Annotated in this window: 16 protein-coding genes; 2 read left to right on the top strand and 14 right to left on the bottom strand. The window is 61.4% G+C overall.

Features of this window, described 5'->3' with window-relative positions:
- Nucleotides 1-787: 787 nt before the first annotated feature.
- Nucleotides 788-1,828 carry a glutamine synthetase beta-grasp domain-containing protein gene (locus EB231_RS21495; RefSeq protein WP_065005076.1) on the bottom strand — a complete coding sequence of 347 codons (1,041 nt, stop codon included), beginning with the start codon at nt 1,826-1,828 and terminating at the stop codon, nt 788-790.
- Between the two features lie 316 nt (nt 1,829-2,144).
- Here EB231_RS21495 and EB231_RS21500 point away from each other — a divergent pair, with 316 nt between their 5' ends.
- Entirely contained in the window at nt 2,145-2,336 is a 192-nt protein-coding gene (locus EB231_RS21500; RefSeq protein ID WP_172350624.1) for a DUF2735 domain-containing protein, read from the top strand.
- 82 nt (nt 2,337-2,418) lie between these two features.
- Here EB231_RS21500 and EB231_RS21505 read toward each other — a convergent pair whose 3' ends face one another.
- Nucleotides 2,419-4,308 (bottom strand): MFS transporter, encoded by a 1,890-nt coding sequence (locus EB231_RS21505; RefSeq protein ID WP_172350625.1) that lies wholly within the window; start codon nt 4,306-4,308, stop codon nt 2,419-2,421.
- Here EB231_RS21505 and EB231_RS21510 point away from each other — a divergent pair.
- Nucleotides 4,244-4,453, top strand: coding sequence for a hypothetical protein (locus EB231_RS21510; protein ID WP_172347039.1), 210 nt, complete (start codon nt 4,244-4,246; stop codon nt 4,451-4,453). The genes EB231_RS21505 and EB231_RS21510 overlap by 65 nt on opposite strands.
- Nucleotides 4,454-4,489: 36 nt before the next feature.
- Here the strand turns inward: EB231_RS21510 and EB231_RS21515 are convergent, their stop codons facing one another.
- The 12 genes from EB231_RS21515 to EB231_RS21570 all read right to left on the bottom strand — a co-directional run bounded on the left by EB231_RS21515 (nt 4,490) and on the right by EB231_RS21570 (nt 17,375).
- Nucleotides 4,490-5,281 carry an ATP12 family chaperone protein gene (locus tag EB231_RS21515; protein ID WP_172350626.1) on the bottom strand — a complete coding sequence of 264 codons (792 nt, stop codon included), beginning with the start codon at nt 5,279-5,281 and terminating at the stop codon, nt 4,490-4,492.
- A gap of 12 nt (nt 5,282-5,293) precedes the next feature.
- Complete coding sequence (locus EB231_RS21520; protein WP_172352980.1) at nt 5,294-6,166, bottom strand: DMT family transporter; 873 nt, start codon at nt 6,164-6,166, stop codon at nt 5,294-5,296.
- A 47-nt stretch (nt 6,167-6,213) separates the two neighbouring features.
- Complete coding sequence (locus tag EB231_RS21525; RefSeq protein WP_140773904.1) at nt 6,214-7,194, bottom strand: RluA family pseudouridine synthase; 981 nt, start codon at nt 7,192-7,194, stop codon at nt 6,214-6,216.
- A 61-nt stretch (nt 7,195-7,255) separates the two neighbouring features.
- Nucleotides 7,256-7,630 carry a fluoride efflux transporter CrcB gene (gene crcB, locus EB231_RS21530; RefSeq protein WP_172350627.1) on the bottom strand — a complete coding sequence of 125 codons (375 nt, stop codon included), beginning with the start codon at nt 7,628-7,630 and terminating at the stop codon, nt 7,256-7,258.
- A 40-nt stretch (nt 7,631-7,670) separates the two neighbouring features.
- Complete coding sequence (locus EB231_RS21535; RefSeq protein WP_172350628.1) at nt 7,671-8,039, bottom strand: DUF779 domain-containing protein; 369 nt, start codon at nt 8,037-8,039, stop codon at nt 7,671-7,673.
- A gap of 104 nt (nt 8,040-8,143) precedes the next feature.
- On the bottom strand, nt 8,144-9,661 hold the full coding sequence (adh, locus tag EB231_RS21540; protein ID WP_172350629.1) for an aldehyde dehydrogenase: 1,518 nt from the start codon (nt 9,659-9,661) through the stop codon (nt 8,144-8,146).
- Nucleotides 9,662-9,802: 141 nt separating this feature from the next.
- Nucleotides 9,803-10,774, bottom strand: coding sequence for a helix-turn-helix domain-containing protein (locus EB231_RS21545; RefSeq protein ID WP_172350630.1), 972 nt, complete (start codon nt 10,772-10,774; stop codon nt 9,803-9,805).
- Nucleotides 10,775-10,947: 173 nt separating this feature from the next.
- Nucleotides 10,948-12,600, bottom strand: a complete 1,653-nt coding sequence (locus EB231_RS21550; protein ID WP_172350631.1) for a hypothetical protein — start codon at nt 12,598-12,600, stop codon at nt 10,948-10,950.
- A gap of 266 nt (nt 12,601-12,866) precedes the next feature.
- Nucleotides 12,867-13,697: an aspartyl/asparaginyl beta-hydroxylase domain-containing protein gene (locus EB231_RS21555; protein ID WP_172350632.1), complete on the bottom strand. Its 831-nt coding sequence runs from the start codon at nt 13,695-13,697 to the stop codon at nt 12,867-12,869.
- Between the two features lie 159 nt (nt 13,698-13,856).
- Complete coding sequence (locus EB231_RS35200; RefSeq protein ID WP_246740694.1) at nt 13,857-14,528, bottom strand: DUF930 domain-containing protein; 672 nt, start codon at nt 14,526-14,528, stop codon at nt 13,857-13,859.
- Between the two features lie 5 nt (nt 14,529-14,533).
- Entirely contained in the window at nt 14,534-15,841 is a 1,308-nt protein-coding gene (locus tag EB231_RS21565; RefSeq protein WP_172350633.1) for a replication-associated recombination protein A, read from the bottom strand.
- Nucleotides 15,842-15,881: 40 nt separating this feature from the next.
- Nucleotides 15,882-17,375, bottom strand: coding sequence for a DegQ family serine endoprotease (locus EB231_RS21570; protein WP_172350634.1), 1,494 nt, complete (start codon nt 17,373-17,375; stop codon nt 15,882-15,884).
- Nucleotides 17,376-17,387 lie beyond the last annotated feature (12 nt).

Below are 17,387 nucleotides of genomic sequence, written 5' to 3' on the forward strand. Positions count from 1 at the left end.
TGTGGTCTTGCCCGCTTGTGACCGCCGGCGAAACACACGGCTTCATAGTCGCAGTACAACGCCATGGCTGGCGCGTTGGCGGATGGTTCTAGAGCGCAACAAAACGCCAGGAGCGAGCGGCGCACTGCCTCAGGCTGCAATGCCCGCTCGTCCGGCGCCCCCGCCAATGCCGTCGTTCAAGAAACCCCGCCCCGTTCGAACAGCATCGCTTTGGCGTAACCCAAGGCACGATACGCATGCCGCGGCGCGATCTGTCAACGTTGCCAGCCGGTGGTGCAAACGGTCGATCCTAGTGCTTTAACAGAGACTTATATAAGAGCCTTTGAGTGCACAAAACCGCTCGAACCGGCGGTTTTCCGGGCTTTTCAGGCAATTTCCACGCCTGCGGCCCCGGGGGACACGGTGACCAAACGTCAGCCGGGGCGGACCGGCGCCACGGTTTTGGCCGCCCCTTTTCAACCTGACTTTTTTTGGGGGAATTCATTCCACGCGGCCGGCGCCGCCCAAAACGGTCCCTGGCAAGGACCAAGATTCCCACGGAACCGGGTAGCGCAGGGTGGGCATCTTATCGGCATGGTCGTCGGTGCCGTGTAGGCTGTGTTCAGAACAAGCATCAAACGGGTATCCGTCGACGCCCTGAATTGAGAGGTTACCCGAAGGCGCCGTGGCGGATTCGTGCGGTGCTCCACCCCAAAAGCACAAAAAAGCCCCGGCGTTTTCCTGCCGGGGCTCTTGTCACTGCAAACGCGGGCGCGGGTCATCTCATGGCCCGCGCCCGCGAAAACAATCAGGCGGCGGCCGAAACCGACGCGTCGGTCGCAACCTGCGAAATCGTCTTCAGAACCTGGGAGGCGATCTGGTAGGGGTCGCCCTGGGAGTTCGGACGGCGGTCTTCCAGATAGCCCTTGTAGTCATTCTTGACGAAGGAGTGCGGTACGCGGATCGAAGCGCCGCGGTCGGCGACGCCGTAGCTGAACTTGTTCCACGGCGCGGTTTCGTGCTTGCCGGTCAGGCGCTTGTCGTTGTCCGGACCGTAGACGGCGATGTGGTCCATGAGGTTCTTGTCGAACTGTGCCATCAGGGCCTCGAAATAGGCTTTGCCGCCGACTTCGCGCATGAACTTGGTCGAGAAGTTGCAGTGCATGCCCGAGCCGTTCCAGTCAGTGTCGCCAAGCGGCTTGCAGTGGAACTCGATGTCGATGCCGTATGTCTCGGTCAGACGCAGAAGCAGATAGCGCGCCATCCAGATCTGGTCGGCGGCCTTCTTGGAGCCCTTGCCGAAAATCTGGAATTCCCACTGGCCTTTGGCCACCTCGGCGTTGATGCCTTCATGGTTGATGCCGGCCGCAAGGCACTGGTCAAGATGCTCTTCGACGATCTTACGTGCGACGTCGCCGACGTTCTTGTAGCCGACGCCGGTGTAGTATGGGCCCTGCGGTGCCGGGTAACCGCTCTCGGGGAAGCCGAGCGGACGGCCGTCCTTGTAGAAGAAATACTCCTGCTCGAAGCCGAACCAGGCATCCTCGTCGTCGAGAATGGTCGCGCGGCTGTTCGATTCATGCGGGGTTACGCCATCGGGCATCATGACTTCGCACATGACCAGAATGCCGTTGGTGCGGGCAGGATCCGGGTAAAGCGCCACCGGCTTCAACACGCAGTCGGAGCTGCGGCCCTCGGCCTGCATGGTCGAGGAACCGTCGAACCCCCACAGTGGCAACTGTTCGAGCGTCGGGAATTCTGCGAATTCCTTGATCTGCGTCTTGCCGCGAAGGTTGGGGACCGGGGTGTATCCATCGAGCCAAATGTACTCGAGCTTGTATTTCGTCATTCTAGCCTCTCGTTGCTTGATCACCGAACACCAAACAGCATCGACATGCGTCTGCCGTCGGCAGCCGGCGCTGCCGATCAGTAAAATGCAATTCGTGTGCCACTCCGGCATTGGCGGGTGCGGCAAAATGGCCGCGATATCGCGTCGAATTTGCTGAGCCGCCTCATCACTGGGTCCGGATCGATCAAACGCGCAGACCGCACAAATATTGGGCAAACAATGATCTTTTCGTAGGCATATTGCCTAAAGGAATCGCAGGACCTATCTTCTGGGAAAGCTGAATCGACAAGCTCCTGAAGAAGAAAGGAGACGGCCCATGGAAATCGTTCCCACCCGTCCGTCGGCAAAAATTCTGATGTTCCCTCTGGCAGCGCGTAAATCTGCCTCAAATTTAGGCGCGAAGGCGAAATTCACGGCAGAGCTCGCCTCGTTGCGTACCACATACGCCGATTTTGACGGCTGGTATCACGAAGCAGCCGTCGAGGAAGAAAATCAGCGAAAGAGCTGATCCGCTTCTTTCGGTCACTGACATGAAAAGCCCGGCGTGATTGCTCACGCCGGGCTTTTTCGTTGCACATGAATCCGATCGGCTAATCCTTAGCGTGCAAGTTGGTGCCGAGCGTGTCCTTGACGAAGATCACGCCTATGACGAGCGTGATCGCCGCGATCACCACCGGATACCAAAGGCCGTAGTAGATGTCGCCCCTATAGGCGCTGAGCGCGAACACCGTCGCAGGCAGCAAGCCGCCGAACCAGCCATTGCCGATGTGATAGGGCAGCGACATGCCGGTGTAGCGGATGCGGGTCGGGAACATCTCGACCAGGATCGCCGCGATTGGGCCGTAGACCATGGTAACGAGCAGCACCAGGAGGAACAGGATGCCGATTGTCATCGGCCAGTTCACGGCCGCCGGATCGGCGAACATGGCAAAGGCGCCGCCACCCGGTATATTATAGACGGTGACCTCTGGGGCGCCCGCCGCCTCATCTGTGGTCAAGATCTTGTCCTTGACCGCCTGATCGGTGGGCATCGCTGCTTTTTCGCCGCCGCGGATGGCGGCAGCATCAAGTTTCAGCTCGGGGTTGGCCGCGATGAAAGCGTCGAGTTTCTGGTCCGCGACCTTGATCGCTGCCCGCTTCAACGGATAGCCGCCGTCCTGCAGCGACATGTTGACGGCCTTGACGAAGGCAGCGTCCTTGGCCTTGGCCTGATCGCCGGCGGCAACCGCGTCGTAGGACGTCACCGTCTCGTTGCCGATCTTGACCGACGCAGCCGTCCCGGCCGCGGCCGTCGACACCACGTCATAGGGAACCGAGTTCTTGGTCAGGAACGAAGTCGCGATATCGCAGGACGTCGTGAACTTGGCCGTGCCGACCGGATTGAACTGGAACCTGCAGTCTCCGGGTGCCGCCGTCACCGTTGCCCGCGTGTTCTGCTGCGCCTTGGCGAGCGCCGGATTGGCGGCCCAGGTCAATGCCTTGAACAGCGGGAAAGTGCTGACGATGGCGAGCGCAAGGCCAGCCATGATAATCGGCTTGCGACCGATCTTGTCGGACAGCCAGCCGAACACGACAAAGAAAATAGAACCAAGCGCCAGCGCAACGGCAATCATGATGTTGACCGATTGCGCGTCGACCTTGAGCACGTTCTGCAGAAAGAACAGCGCGTAGAACTGACCATTATACCAGACCACGGCCTGGCCGGCGGTAAGGCCGAACAACGCCAGCAGCGCGATCTTGGCATTCTTCCACTGACCGAAAGCTTCCGAAAGCGGCGCCTTGGATCCCTTTCCTTCATCCTTCATCTTCTGGAAGGTCGGCGATTCCGAAAGCGACAGCCGAATCCAGATCGAAACGGCGAGCAGCACGAAGGAGACGATGAACGGAATGCGCCAACCCCAGGCGGCGTAGGTTTCCTTGCTCAGTGATCCCTGGACGATGAGGATAACGATCAGCGACAGGAACAGCCCGAGCGTCGCCGTCGTCTGAATCCAGGACGTGTAGAAGCCACGGCGATCATCCGGCGAGTGCTCGGCAACGTAGGTCGCCGCCCCACCATATTCACCGCCGAGCGCCAGACCCTGCAGCATGCGCAGGAAGATCAGGATCACCGGAGCGGCGATGCCCAAAGTGGCATAACCGGGCAGCAGGCCAACCAGGAAGGTCGACAGGCCCATGATGGTCATGGTGACGAGGAATGTGTATTTGCGGCCGACAAGGTCACCAAGGCGGCCGAACACCAGCGCGCCGAACGGGCGCACGAGGAAACCAGCGGCGAAGGCCAGCAGCGCGAAGATATTGCGCGTCGCCTCGGGAATGGTCGGGCTGAAAAAGGTTGAGCCGATAAAGGCAGCCAGTGAGCCGTAGAGATAGAAATCGTACCATTCGAAAACAGTGCCGAGCGAGGAAGCGAAGATGACCTTCTTCTCCTCTCGTGTCATGCCGCGGCTCGTTCCGCCGGCGGTCGATGCCATTGCCATTGATATGTCCTCCCGTGAGACCCTTGCCCTCGATGCCACGCCAATGCCCGCGTTCTCCTCCGAACGCAGACTCAAAAAAGCGGAGCCATCAGGCAAAAAATGGCAGAAAGCACCCGCCGACGTCAGAGCGACGATGGGATTATGACTTTGGTATTAGGTGCGGTGCGGCAATGGCCCGGGCTCAGGCCTTTAGCGCCTCGAGAAGGCCGGCCGCGGCCATCATGTCGCGCTTGCGCGCGGAGCGGCGCGCGACCGCTTCGGCGTCCTGCCCCCATTGCTCGATCTGCCAGTCCTCGTCGACATGGCCGGCGGCCCAGGCGGCCTCCGCGTCGAGCTCACCGAAATCGACGGCCACCGCCAGCAGCGCCGAACCGGTCAGCGAGCTCATGAGATGGATGGCGGCCAGCCGCAGCGGCTCGGCGCGCTGATTGAGATGACTGCCCAGAACGGCGATCGTCTCGCGCGGCTGCTCGACATGGATGATGCCCTCGGCGAGGTTGAAGCGTGCGCCGAATGCGGCTCGCGCCCAATCGATGACGGGATCCCACTGCTCGTTCTGCCGGTCAACCAGCCCTTGCGGCGCGTCGGCGCGGTAGCAGAGCAGGTCCGATGAGGCAAAACGCAGTATGTCTTCCAGCACCGCCTGCGGGTCACTGGCGACGCCATCGATGGCGGTGTTGACCAAGCGCATTACCGGCATCGTCACCGGATTGATCGTCTCGCCCTGTTCAGCGAATTCTCCGGCAACCAGCACTGCTGCCGCCTCGGTCGGCAGCGCCAGCAGCACCTTGCCCGGCGTGCGCACCGGCTTGCCGTCGAGATGCACGGCGAAACCTTCCTCTACCGGCGCAACCGAAACGGTCTTGTAGAAGCGCTTGGGCAGCGGCGTCTTCATCTGGATCTGGGCGCGGCGCACCGGATCCGGATCGGAAAGATACTTGCCCGCTTCGAGGTCGTTGAGGATGTCACGCATGAAGAATCTCTCTCACACCGGTGTCAGCTTGCGCGCCGGCCGGTTGACGATGATCAGGCCCGCCGCAATCAGGCCAAGCGCCAGAAAAATGCGAATGGTCAGCGGTTCGTTCAAGATGATCGCACCGCACAAAACGCCAAAAACCGGCGACAGGAACGTGAAGCTGGACAGGCTTGACGCGGGATAGCGACGCAGCAGCCAGAACCACAGGACATAGGTGAAAGCGACGATGTAGATCGCCTGGAAAAGCAGCGCCAATGTCGGCAACAAGGAGGCATCGCGCACCGGCGGACCAGCGAGAGGCAACACCAATATGCCGACGACCGCCGCGCCGGCGAGTTGATAGAGCAGCAGCTTCTCGGCGCTGGCTTCCACCAGTTTCGAGCGTTTGATGAGAATATTGGTCAAGGCCCAGAAAAATCCGGCGCCAAGACTGAGGAGATCGCCGAACAGCATATCCCCGCCGCCGCCAAGCTTGTCTGAAAAGACGGCGGCAAGGCCGGCGAAGGCCAGCAGCAGCCCAAGGAACTTGCGCATGGTGATCTGTTCGCCAAGCAGGAGGTGACCACCAATCAGCATCCAGAACGGCATTGCGTTGACCAGCAGCGTGTTGCGGGCAACCGTCGTATGCTCCAGGCCGACATAGAGGCAGAGGAACTCGACGCCGAAAAGCGCACCCACGACAATGCCGGCGAGCAATGTGCCATCGCGGGTGAACAGAGCGATGCCACGCCAGCGGCACCAGAGGAAGACGCAGAAACCGCCAATGATCGAGCGTGCGATCGACAGGAAGACGGGGTCGTAGCCGGCATAGGAGATCTTGGCGGCGACGTAGTTCAGGCCCCAGGAAAAGGTCAGGCCAACCATGACCGCGGCGGCGGCCATGTCGACAGTGTCGCGCCGATCGAGCGCGTCGGTGGCGCCGCTCAAGGTCAGTCCTCCGCGTTCTGCTCGTCGAAGCCGATCAGGTTCCAGCTCTGGCGCATATGCGGCGGCATGGGCGCGGTGACATCGATGACGCCCTTGTCGGGATGCGGAATGATGATGCGTCGCGCGTGAAGATGCAGTCGGTTTTGAATGCCGCCCGGAAAGTCCCAGTTGGTGTCGGCCTCGAAATATTTCGGGTCGCCGATGATCGGGCAGCCGATATAGGCGGCGTGGACACGAAGCTGGTGGGTGCGGCCGGTATAAGGCTCCATCTCCAGCCACGTCATGGTCTGCGCCGCCTGCTCGATGATGCGGTAGTAGGATACGGCGTGATCGGCACCCTTTTCACCATGCGCGGCAATGCGCACCCGGTCGCCGTCGGGCGTTGGCTCCTTGATCAGCCAGGTCGAGATCTTGTCCTCACGCTTGGGCGGCACGCCCTTGACCAGGGCCCAGTAGGTTTTCTTCGTTTCGCGGGCGCGAAACGCCTCGGACAGCTTCATCGCAGCGAGCCTTGTGCGTGCCACGACCAGCACGCCCGACGTGTCGCGGTCGAGCCGGTGAACCAGCCGCGGCTTTTCGCCTTTCTGGTTGCGCCAGGCTTCCAGCATGTCGTCGACATTGCGGGTGACGCCCGAACCGCCCTGCACCGCAAGGCCCGCCGGCTTGTTGAAGACGAAAACCTTCGGATCCTCATGGATAAGCATTTTCGCCAGGACGTCGGCATCGCCCTGGTTGCGGATCGAATGACCGGTCAGCGCGCTTTCGCCCTTCTTGTCGACCTCGAGTGGCGGGATACGAACCACCTGGCCAGGCTCGACACGGCTGTCGGCCTTGACGCGGCCGCCATCGACGCGGATCTGGCCCGAGCGCAGCAGCTTCTGCAAATGGCCGAAACCAAGGCCCGGGAAATGGGTCTTGAACCAGCGATCGAGCCGCATGCCCGCCTCGCCGGCCTCCACCGTGATCTGTTCAACGCCTGCCATTTTTTCTTCGCTTACCCGTTTCCAAAGCAGGGCTCGGCCTGCGCTTGGCGCGGCAATAGCATTAAGGCAGGCTTCTTGCGAGCCAAAGACCCAAAAACAAGGCGATGATGGCGCCAATGACGCTGGCCAGTGCATATCCAAACGCCAGCAGCGTGGCTCCTCGTTCCCACAGCGTGGCGAAATCGAGCGAAAAGGCGGAAAAAGTGGTGAAGCCACCCAAGATACCGGTGGCGACAAACAGCCTGACTTCGTTCGTCCCGCCGCGGCGTGCCATGGTGGCGATGAACAGGCCCATGGCAAAGGAGCCGACAATGTTGATCGCCATCGTGCCCCAGGGGTAGTTGGGGCCAACAAGGCGCAGCGCCCCCATGTTGGTGAGATGGCGAATGCCGGCGCCGATGCCACCGCCGACGACAACAAGAAGCAGATTAAACATCGCCGTTTACTGCCCTTGCGAGGGCGGCGGCGTCAACCCGTCAAGTCCCCAACGACATCTCTGGAACGGCACAGATGGTCGAGCGCGTCAGGAACCGCCTCTCGCGCCCATTGTCGAGCGAGAACATGCCACCCCTGCCCGGCACCACATCGATGGTAAGGTCGGTGTGCTTCCACGCTTCATATTGCGAAGCGCTGATGTAGACTGGCGTTTCGCCGATCTCGCCCAGCATGACGTCATTGTCGCCGACGATGAAATCGCTGCGGGGATAGCACATTGGCGAGGAGCCGTCGCAACAGCCGCCCGATTGATGAAACAGCACCGGGCCGTGGCCGCCGATGATCTCCGCCAGGAAAGCAATGGCTTCCGGGGTGGCCGAGACTTTTCCGAGCGAAATCTTGTCGGACATACCGTCTTCCTCCTCCATCCCCAAACCATCCGAGGCGTGATAGAGCCACGCCTCGGATCACGCATGATCCCTTGGGGAGGATCATGCGCCGCCTCGGGAGGCAATCAGAAGAAACCCAGCTTTTTCGGGCTGTAGCTGACCAGCATGTTCTTGGTTTGCTGATAGTGGTCGAGCATCATCTTGTGGTTTTCCCGTCCGATGCCGGACTGCTTGTAGCCGCCGAAAGCCGCGTGCGCGGGATAGGCGTGGTAGCAGTTGGTCCAGACACGGCCGGCCTGGATGGCGCGGCCGAAGCGGTAGCAGCGGTTGGCGTCACGGCTCCAGATACCGGCGCCGAGGCCATAGAGCGTGTCATTGGCGATCGACAATGCCTCGTCGTCATCCTTGAAGGTCGTCACCGAGACCACCGGCCCGAAAATCTCCTCCTGGAAGATACGCATCTTGTTGTGGCCCTTGAACACGGTCGGCTTGACGTAATAGCCGCCGGCAAGATCGCCCGGCAGATGGTTCTGTTCGCCGCCGGCAAGCACTTCGGCGCCTTCCTTGCGGCCGATGTCGAAGTAGCTCAGGATCTTTTCCAGCTGTTCGCTCGATGCCTGTGCGCCGATCATGGTTGCCGGATCGAGCGGGTCGCCCTGCACGATCGCCTCGACGCGCTTCAATGCCTTTTCCATGAACTTGTCGTAGATCCTCTCATGCACCAGCGCGCGGCTGGGACAGGTGCAGACCTCGCCCTGGTTCAGCGCGAACATGACGAAGCCTTCGATGGCCTTGTCGAAGAAGTCGTCATCTTCCGCGGTCACGTCCTGGAAGAAGATGTTGGGTGACTTGCCGCCGAGTTCGAGCGTCACCGGGATGAGGTTCTGGCTGGCATATTGAGAGATCAGCCGGCCCGTCGTGGTCTCGCCGGTGAAGGCGATCTTGGCGATGCGGTTCGATGAAGCGAGCGGCTTGCCGGCCTCGAGGCCAAAGCCGTTGACGATGTTGAGCACACCATCCGGCAACAGGTCGCCGACCAGGTCCACCCACAGCATGATGGTGGCCGGCGTCTGCTCGGCGGGCTTCAGCACCACGCAGTTGCCGGCGGCAAGTGCCGGCGCCAGTTTCCACACCGCCATCAACAGCGGGAAGTTCCAGGGAATGATCTGACCAACGACGCCAAGCGGCTCATGGAAATGATAGGCGACGGTGTCGTGGTCAATCTCCGAGATGCCGCCTTCCTGACTGCGTACCGCACCGGCAAAATAGCGGAAATGGTCGATGGCCAGCGGCAAGTCGGCCGCGGTCGTCTCGCGGATCGGCTTGCCATTGTCCCAGGTTTCGGCAAGCGCCAGGAGGTCGAGATTGTCTTCCATGCGATCGGCGATGCGGTTGAGGATCAGCGCGCGGGCGGCGGCGCTGGTCCTGCCCCACGCGTCCTTGGCCTTGTGCGCGGCATCGAGTGCCGCCTCGATGTCCCTGGCGTCCGAGCGAGCGATTTCGCCCAGCGGCCGGCCGGTCACCGGCGATATGTTCTCGAAATATCTTCCGGAGAGCGGGGCAACCCATTTGCCGCCAATGAAGTTGTCGTAGCGCTTGGCGAAGGGAACCTTGGCCGTGCGGGAAAATTCCACCTTGTTCATCGTCTTCCTCCCAAGTGGCAGCGTCACGGAATGTGGCGCGTCGTTGGGAAGAGTTGCGGACGGGGTCGGCTTTGTCAGCCCCGGCTCCGGCATCCGCCAGCGCGGACTGTCGCAGATCTGCGACAACCACGGACCCTAAGCTCAGTGCGGACGGCGGATGCCGAAGCGGGCAAGCTTGCGGTGCAGGGTCGCCCGCGAAATGCCGAGGCCGCTGGCAGCCGCCGACACATTGCCCTCGGCGCGCGCCATGGCCCTCTGGACCACGCCGCGCTCGGCTTCGTCCAGATCTTCCGCCGCCCCGGCCAAGTTGCCCAAAATGTCCGCGGCGGGGAGACCCTTGGCCAGGATCTGCTGGGTGATGCCGAGGCCAAGACGGGCCGAGCGTGTAGCGCCGATCACCAAATCGTCGCCATTGACGGCGATCAATGCGCTGGCGCTGCGCTCGGCGACCGGTGCCAGCAGGATGCGAGCGTCTGAAAACACCAGGCGGAAATTCTCGGCCTCGATGCGACGCGCGGCGTCGCCCACCGCGATAGCGATCAGGTTGACAAAGCCTTCGGTCAGGTCCGACCGGCAAGATGACACATCGAGGGCGGCCGCCAGATTGCCTTCATGATCGTAGATCGGCGCCGTGGTGCAACTGAGCAGTGTGTTGCGCGAAAAGAAATGCTGGTCGCGGTGAATGGTGAGGGCGCGCTGATCGGCAAGACAGGTGCCGATGCCATTGGTACCCTCGGAGTCCTCGCTCCACACCGTGCCCGTCCACAACCCCCACTCATCGAACGTGTCGTCATCCGCAACGGCGCCGCGGCGCTCGACAGGAATGCCGTCGCGGTCCGCAAGCAGCACACAGCAGCCAACGCCGCCTACGGCGAGGTAGAGACGATCGAGGCTCGCATCCGCGGCGCGCAGCAGCGGCTCTATGCGTTGCCGGGCCTCGCTCAACTCGCTTTTGGTGAGACGCTGCGGCGCCTTTCGTTCGGCTGGATCAAGGCCGTGCAATGTGAGCGAGCGCCGCCAGGACGCAACCAACGCCGAACGCGCGGCATCACTGCCGGCGATGGCTGCCTGGATGAAATCCGCATGATGAACCGTAGGCTGCCGTCCGCTCACCTTATCCTCCAAAGGCGATTGTCGTTTTCAACCCAAGCTGCGTTATATCCATTCAGATATATCCGCAGTATGGAGTTGTAGGCACCGAAGCCCAGCGGCGCTATTGGACGATGGTGCAACAGGCGAGAAAGGCGGCCGGATCGTAGCCGTGCCCGAAACCGCCAACATGATCGTTACCAGTCAGGCGTTACCCAGCCCGGATACTTTTTCCTGAATTCGCTGTAAAGGGCATCGACTTCGGCTCTGCTGACCGGGCGCACCCGCTCGTAGAGGTAACCGGTAACGCCGGACAATTGATATTCCGCGATACGCTTGTATGCGGCCCCGATGCCTTTTCCCTCGACAATGTATTGGTTCGGAATCGTGACGCAGATCTGGGCATCCGGTCGCAGATGGGTAACAGGACGGTCCGTCACGACAACGTATCTGGATTTCAATGCGTCCGGTTGGAACTGATCACGACTATCCACCTGGCAAATCCATCCGACATGGGCAACAAGATCCCGCTTCATGCCGAACAGGAGTGCGTCGCTCATTACAGGACCCGAGGCAAACACCGAAAAACGGTCCTCCGATCCCATCCTGGCGATGAGGTCATCGATCAGGCGCCGGTACTCGGGAAGATTGTCGAGGTGAAGCGGAAGCGTGGCTTCCCTGGCGAAGACGAAGCCGACCGGAGACAACAACTGACGGCCAGCGGGAAAAAACGTGCCCAGAAACGTAAGTCCCGCAACAACGGCCATGGCGGCGGCCGACCATCGCGATTTCAGTCCCGGCGCGGAGACGATCGAAACGATCGCCTGGGCATAGGCGGGAAAGAGCCACAGCAACATCGGTAGCGAATGATGCCGTTCGGGATCCTGTGTCCGGATAAAGATCAGGAAGGTGAGCCCGGCGGCGATGGCACAGAACAAGGAAAATCTGTTGCCGCGCACAACAGAGATGTAGAGGCCTGCCATGACCAACGCCCAGTTCACATAGCTGAGCCGAGAGCCTATTCCACCGAGTTGGGTGACAAAGATCGTCCTGTATCCGCTGTAAAGGTCGGCGTAGCTGGTTCCCAGGATCTTGGCGATCAGCGGCAGTTGGAAACTCAACGCTGTCGCGGCAATAAGGAAAATCGCACACACGCCGCCCAATACAGCGTTCCGGAAGGCCGGCAAATCCCGATCCCTTGCGATCTGCAGCAGACCCAGCAAGGCCGCGGAAACGGTGATCCCTATTGCGGCGTAGGCGTACCAGCGGCGCAGCATGAACGCCAACCACAGGCACGCGCCGACAGATATTCCGCTTATCACCGGTTCGCGGGTCAGGAACTTGGATTTCCAGAGAAAATAGGTTGCCGCGGTCAAAGCGAGACAGCCGGCGACGTCAGGCATTCCACGAAGCGTCGGCGCCCAGAACGGAGTATACAGGAAGGCCGCGATCCAGACGGCGATCCAACCTCGGGAGGGTGTCTCGGAGGCCGCCTGCAGATAGCTTATTCTGCCTATGAAAAGTACCGCAGGGACCAAGTAAACCGCGACTATTCCAGCGACGAAGGAAAGCCTTGAACCGCCGAAAACGAGGTGAAACGGCATCAGGGGCACCAGGATCGCCACGCCGTAATCTTCCGTCGCGATGGAGGTGCTCAATTGGCTCAGCCATTTGGAAGGGCTCTCGACCAGGAGGGCGCCTTGCCGGTTGAACATGTTGAAGTAGGCGGCGAAGTCCCAGTAGTATACGGACTCTTCGAGATTTATGTACGCAGCGCTGAGGGCAATCCCAAGCAACACTGTGCATAGGTAGGTACCCGTCCAGAATCCGAAGATTTTGTTCTTTGTCACTCGATACCGCCAAGGAAGGAAGAGACAGAACTGCGGGACCAGGGCTGAAGTCGTCCCCTGACGCCGCCAGGAGTCGCTCCGGCGAATCTCGTGACAAGATTCATATAATGAATTGTCGAGAGCCCAAATGGGCTGATGCCAAATGAGCTTATGCTTAAGTACCCACGCCGCAAGCATGGAGAACGTCAGTAACCAGCGATCCGCAAAGCAGCCGGCAGAGATGCTTGCTTGCAAACTGCTGCCGGCTACGTTGACGTATTGTCAGTTCAGGTGGTTTCGACCTTCTTCGGCTTGGTCGAGCCGATCATTTTCCAGTTCTTGTAGAACATCGAATTGATGCGCTCGACGCTGACCGAGACGACAGCGAGCATGCCGGCGATGAGTCTTGGGAACGGAGACGGCCTGATGATGTCCATGAACACGCAATAGCGGCGGCCGTCATATTCGTTGACCGAGCGATGCAGCAGAGTGTCGTCGAAAATGAACTGCGGATTGTCGTACCAGTAGTTCTTGACGTTGCCGCATTCGACGAAGATTTCGGCTTTCACCGGAACCAAATTGTAGAGGATGCGCAGGCTGAGCCGTAGCGGGCCGAAGTGCCAGGAGGTCGATTCGCGCTTGCTGAAAACGGAAACGGCGATGGTCTTGATGTATTTGAAATCCTTGTTGAATTCGGCGACGTTGTCTATTCTGTGCTTGCCGTACCATTGATAGACATACATGCCGCGCCGACCGGCGCCGAAATTGGCGTCGATGTCGGCGATGATCTCGTCCTTGCGCGCCTTGAAGATGTCCAGGATCTCGTTGACCTCGCGCTGATAATCCTCTGGAAACTGCTCCAGCTTCCACACGCCGGGATTCCTGTAGCACAGGAGATCAACCAGCAGGTTGAACGGCGAAAGCAGCCAGGTGAAGAGGCCGTTGCCAAGGAAATAACCGCTGAACAGCGCCAGATCCTTCCTGTCGTTGCGCAGCACGTCAATCAGCCCGCAAACGATGAAGATCGTTGTGAGGATGGGGATGAAGTAAAAGCCAAGGGCGAGAAGTGGGATGGCGATGGCGAATTTGCGAAGGGTTTTGCGAAGGGTTTTTGTCATTTTTCCACGCGCGGAGCGCGATCCTGTTGCGAATGAGTGTGCCAAATCTGGGCAACGGCCACCGCCCGGCCGTGCGCCTTGATAAGATTTTTTGGGTCGCCGCACAACGCCACGACTGCGTGGCCTGGCAGCTGCCTGGTGGAATTTGCCAGACGTCGGTCAATGCACCGCCGGCAAGCCGAGCTCGTCCCATTTCTCCCTGGCCACGGGATCGCCGACCAGGAACTCAAAGCCGATGACGCTTTCGCCGTCTTGCGCGAGCTGGCATTTGAACTTCAAACTATACCAGTTTTTGCGACTGCGGAAAGCCGCGCCATCCGCGGCGATCGTTGTGCCGCGGACCTTCTCCTCGGCCGTAGCGTAAGGCACGACGCGATCCGGCTGAAAGTCCGCGCGCCATCGCCGGATCTGGTCCATGGCTTCGAGATTGCACAACTGCACCATGCGCTCGTCGGAAGCGAAGGTCGCAAGATCGGCGCGCGCCTGCCGGCTGCGCGGATCGGCGAGCGTCTTGCCCGACAGCATTTCGGTCGGCCGGATCATGGCCGGCGCGGTGGGCGGTTGAGATTGAGGAGCACTCGGCGACGGTGATGGCGCTGGCGCCTCTGGTGCCGAAGGTCGTTCTGGCGCTGGCGGTGGCCTTGTCGACGCCTCGAACTGCTGGGGCGTCAGAATGCCGACCGACACCCGCTCCTCTTCCAACCGCTTCGGCAGCCTCGGCAGCGGCATGAGAGCCAGCGTCGCGGCAAGCAGCGCGTGGAGAACGACGGAGGTCGAGATACCCCATGGCGAGGCCTCGCTTCGAAGCGTGACGACCACTGGGCCGCGCAAGTCAGCTAGTCCCGTTCCTTGCGCAGCTTCGCCCAGTAGTCGAGCCGCTTCCTGATGTCGCGCTCGAAACCACGCTCGGGTGGATCGTAGAAAGTCTGGCGGCCCATCTTCTCCGGAAAATAGTCCTGGCCCGAAAAAGCATCCGGCTCATCATGATCGTAGCGATAGCCCGCGCCGTAATCCTCTTCCTTCATCAGCTTGGTCGGGGCGTTGAGGATGTGCTTTGGCGGCAGCAGAGAGCCATGCTCCTTGGCAGCGCGCGTGGCCGCCTTGAAGGCGGTGTAGACGGCGTTGGATTTGGGCGCAGTGGCGAGATAGACAGTGGCCTCGGCAAAGGCCAGTTCGCCCTCCGGCGAGCCCAGATAGTCATAGGCGTCCTTGGCGGCATTGGCGACGACCAGCGCCTGCGGATCGGCAAGGCCGATATCCTCCATCGCCATGCGCACCAGCCGGCGGCCGAGATAGAGCGGATCCTCGCCGGCATCGAACATGCGCGCGAGATAGTAGAGCGCGGCGTCCGGGTCCGAGCCGCGCACCGACTTGTGCAGCGCCGAGATCAGATTGTAATGGCCGTCCTGCCCCTTGTCATAGATCGGCGCGCGGCGCTGGACGATGCGCTGCAGGCCTTCGGGATCGAATATCTCGTCAGGCTTGGCCGCGCGCCAGACTTCCTCGGCGAGTGTCAGCGATGCGCGTCCGTCGCCATCGCTCATGCGGATCAGCATAGCCCGCGCCTCGTCGTCGAGCGGAAGCGCCCTGCCCTCCGTGGCCTCGGCGCGCGTCATCAGCTTGGCGATGCTCTCCTCGCCGAGTGAATGAAAGACCATGACGCGCGCGCGCGACAGCAAGGCGGCATTCAATTCGAAGGACGGGTTCTCGGTTGTGGCGCCCACCAGAACGACCGTGCCATCCTCCATGACAGGGAGAAACGAATCCTGCTGGGCGCGGTTGAAGCGGTGGATCTCGTCGACGAAAAGCAGGGTCTGGCGGCCGTTGGCGCGGCGCAGCTTCGCCGCCTCGAACACTTTCTTGAGGTCGGCGACGCCGGAAAAGACCGCCGATATCTGCTCGAAGGCCAGGCTGGTCTCGCCGGCAAGCAGCCTTGCCACCGTGGTCTTGCCGGTGCCCGGCGGCCCCCAGAAGATCATCGAGCCCAGCGAGCCGGAGCCGATCAGCCGGGTCAGCGCGCCATCGGGGCCGGTCAGATGCTCCTGGCCGACGACCTCGCCAAGATTTCTGGGCCGCAGCCTGTCAGCCAGCGGCCGTCCGGGCGGCGCCTTTTCCGGTTCATCGACGCTGAACAGATCGGCCATTTATGTCTTCAGGTTGGAGCACGACCCTCGCGGGCCGAACTCAGTAACGCAACACTTGGCGCAGTATCTGCCCGCCGCGCTCGACGGTAAAGCGCCACCAGCGCGTATCCTGCTGGGCTACCTGCGCCAGCGTCGCGGCGGTGTCGATGGTGGTGCCGTTGACCTCGCGCACGATATCGCCCGGCTGGAAGCCGAAATCGGCGGCGGGCGAATCGCGATTGATATCGATCACCGTCACGCCTTTGAGATCTGTACGCAGGCCGAGCTTCTGGGCAAGGCGCGGCGACAGTTCCGCGACCTTGGCACCTGAAAACGGGCTGCGGCCATGCAGCGTCACTTCCGAGGCCTTCGCGCCTTCCGGCGCACGCTCCAGCGCGATATCCATCGCCGCCTGCTGGCCCTTGGTCAGGATCGCGAAATTCGCCTTGGTGCCGATCGACAGCGTCGCCATGCGATAGTCCAGCGCCGCGATGCTCTCGACTGGCTTGCCGTTGATCTGCATCACGACGTCACCGGGCTTCAGCCCTGCCTTGCCGGCGGGCCCCGCCGCATCGACCGAAGAGACCAGCGCCCCGGTTGGCTTTTCCATGCCGAGCGATTCGGCGATCTGCGGCGTCACCGCTTCGAACTCGGCGCCGATATAGGGTCGTTCGAAGAAATCGAGCCCGGCCTTGGCGGCGTCGGCGAAGGCCCGCACCATGTTGGCGGGGATGGCAAAGCCAATACCGATCGAACCGCCGCTGCGGCTGTAGATGGCTGTGTTGATGCCGACCAGTTGGCCACCCATGTTGATCAGCGCCCCACCCGAATTGCCTGGATTGATGGCGGCATCGGTCTGGATGAAATACCCAGAATCCGAGACGCCGATATGGCTGCGGGCAAGTGCGGAAACGATGCCGCTGGTAGTGGTCTGGCCGACGCCGAACGGGTCGCCGATGGCCAGCACCAGGTCGCCGACCTCGAGCGCATCGGAATCGCCGATGGCGATGACCGGGAACGGCTTGTCGGATTCGATCTTCAGCACGGCGAGATCGAGCGTCTCGTCCTTGAGCATTATCTTGCTGGCGAATTCGCGCCCGTCGGCGGTCGCCACCTTGACCTCATCGGCATCCTTGATGACGTGGAAATTGGTGACGATGACACCGCTAGGATCGACAAGCACGCCCGAGCCGAGTGAGGACTGCGCGCGCGGCTGCGCGCGGCCGAAAAACTCCTCGAAGAACGGATCGCCTTCAAAAGGCGACGTGACCTTGGCCGTCTGCGAAGCATAGACATTGACCACGGCGGGCGCGGTTTGCTTGACCAGCGGCGCGAACGAAAGCTGCACCTCCTCGCGGCCGAACGGCACGCGCTTGTCGGGCCCAGAGGTGGCATTCTCGCCTTCAACGCCATGCAACAGATCGGTCAGCACGTCCGACAGGCCCGGATCCGCGGGCTTGGCGGCGTCCTCGGCCAACGCCTGCCGGACTGCCGGTGCGGCTGCGACCACCATGAAGGCGCAGAGCAGAACAAAGGACAGTCTTTTGGCGCGCATTCGCGAATCCTC

Origin of the sequence: Mesorhizobium sp. NZP2298, from assembly GCF_013170825.1 — a bacterium.
Lineage (GTDB): Bacteria > Pseudomonadota > Alphaproteobacteria > Rhizobiales > Rhizobiaceae > Mesorhizobium.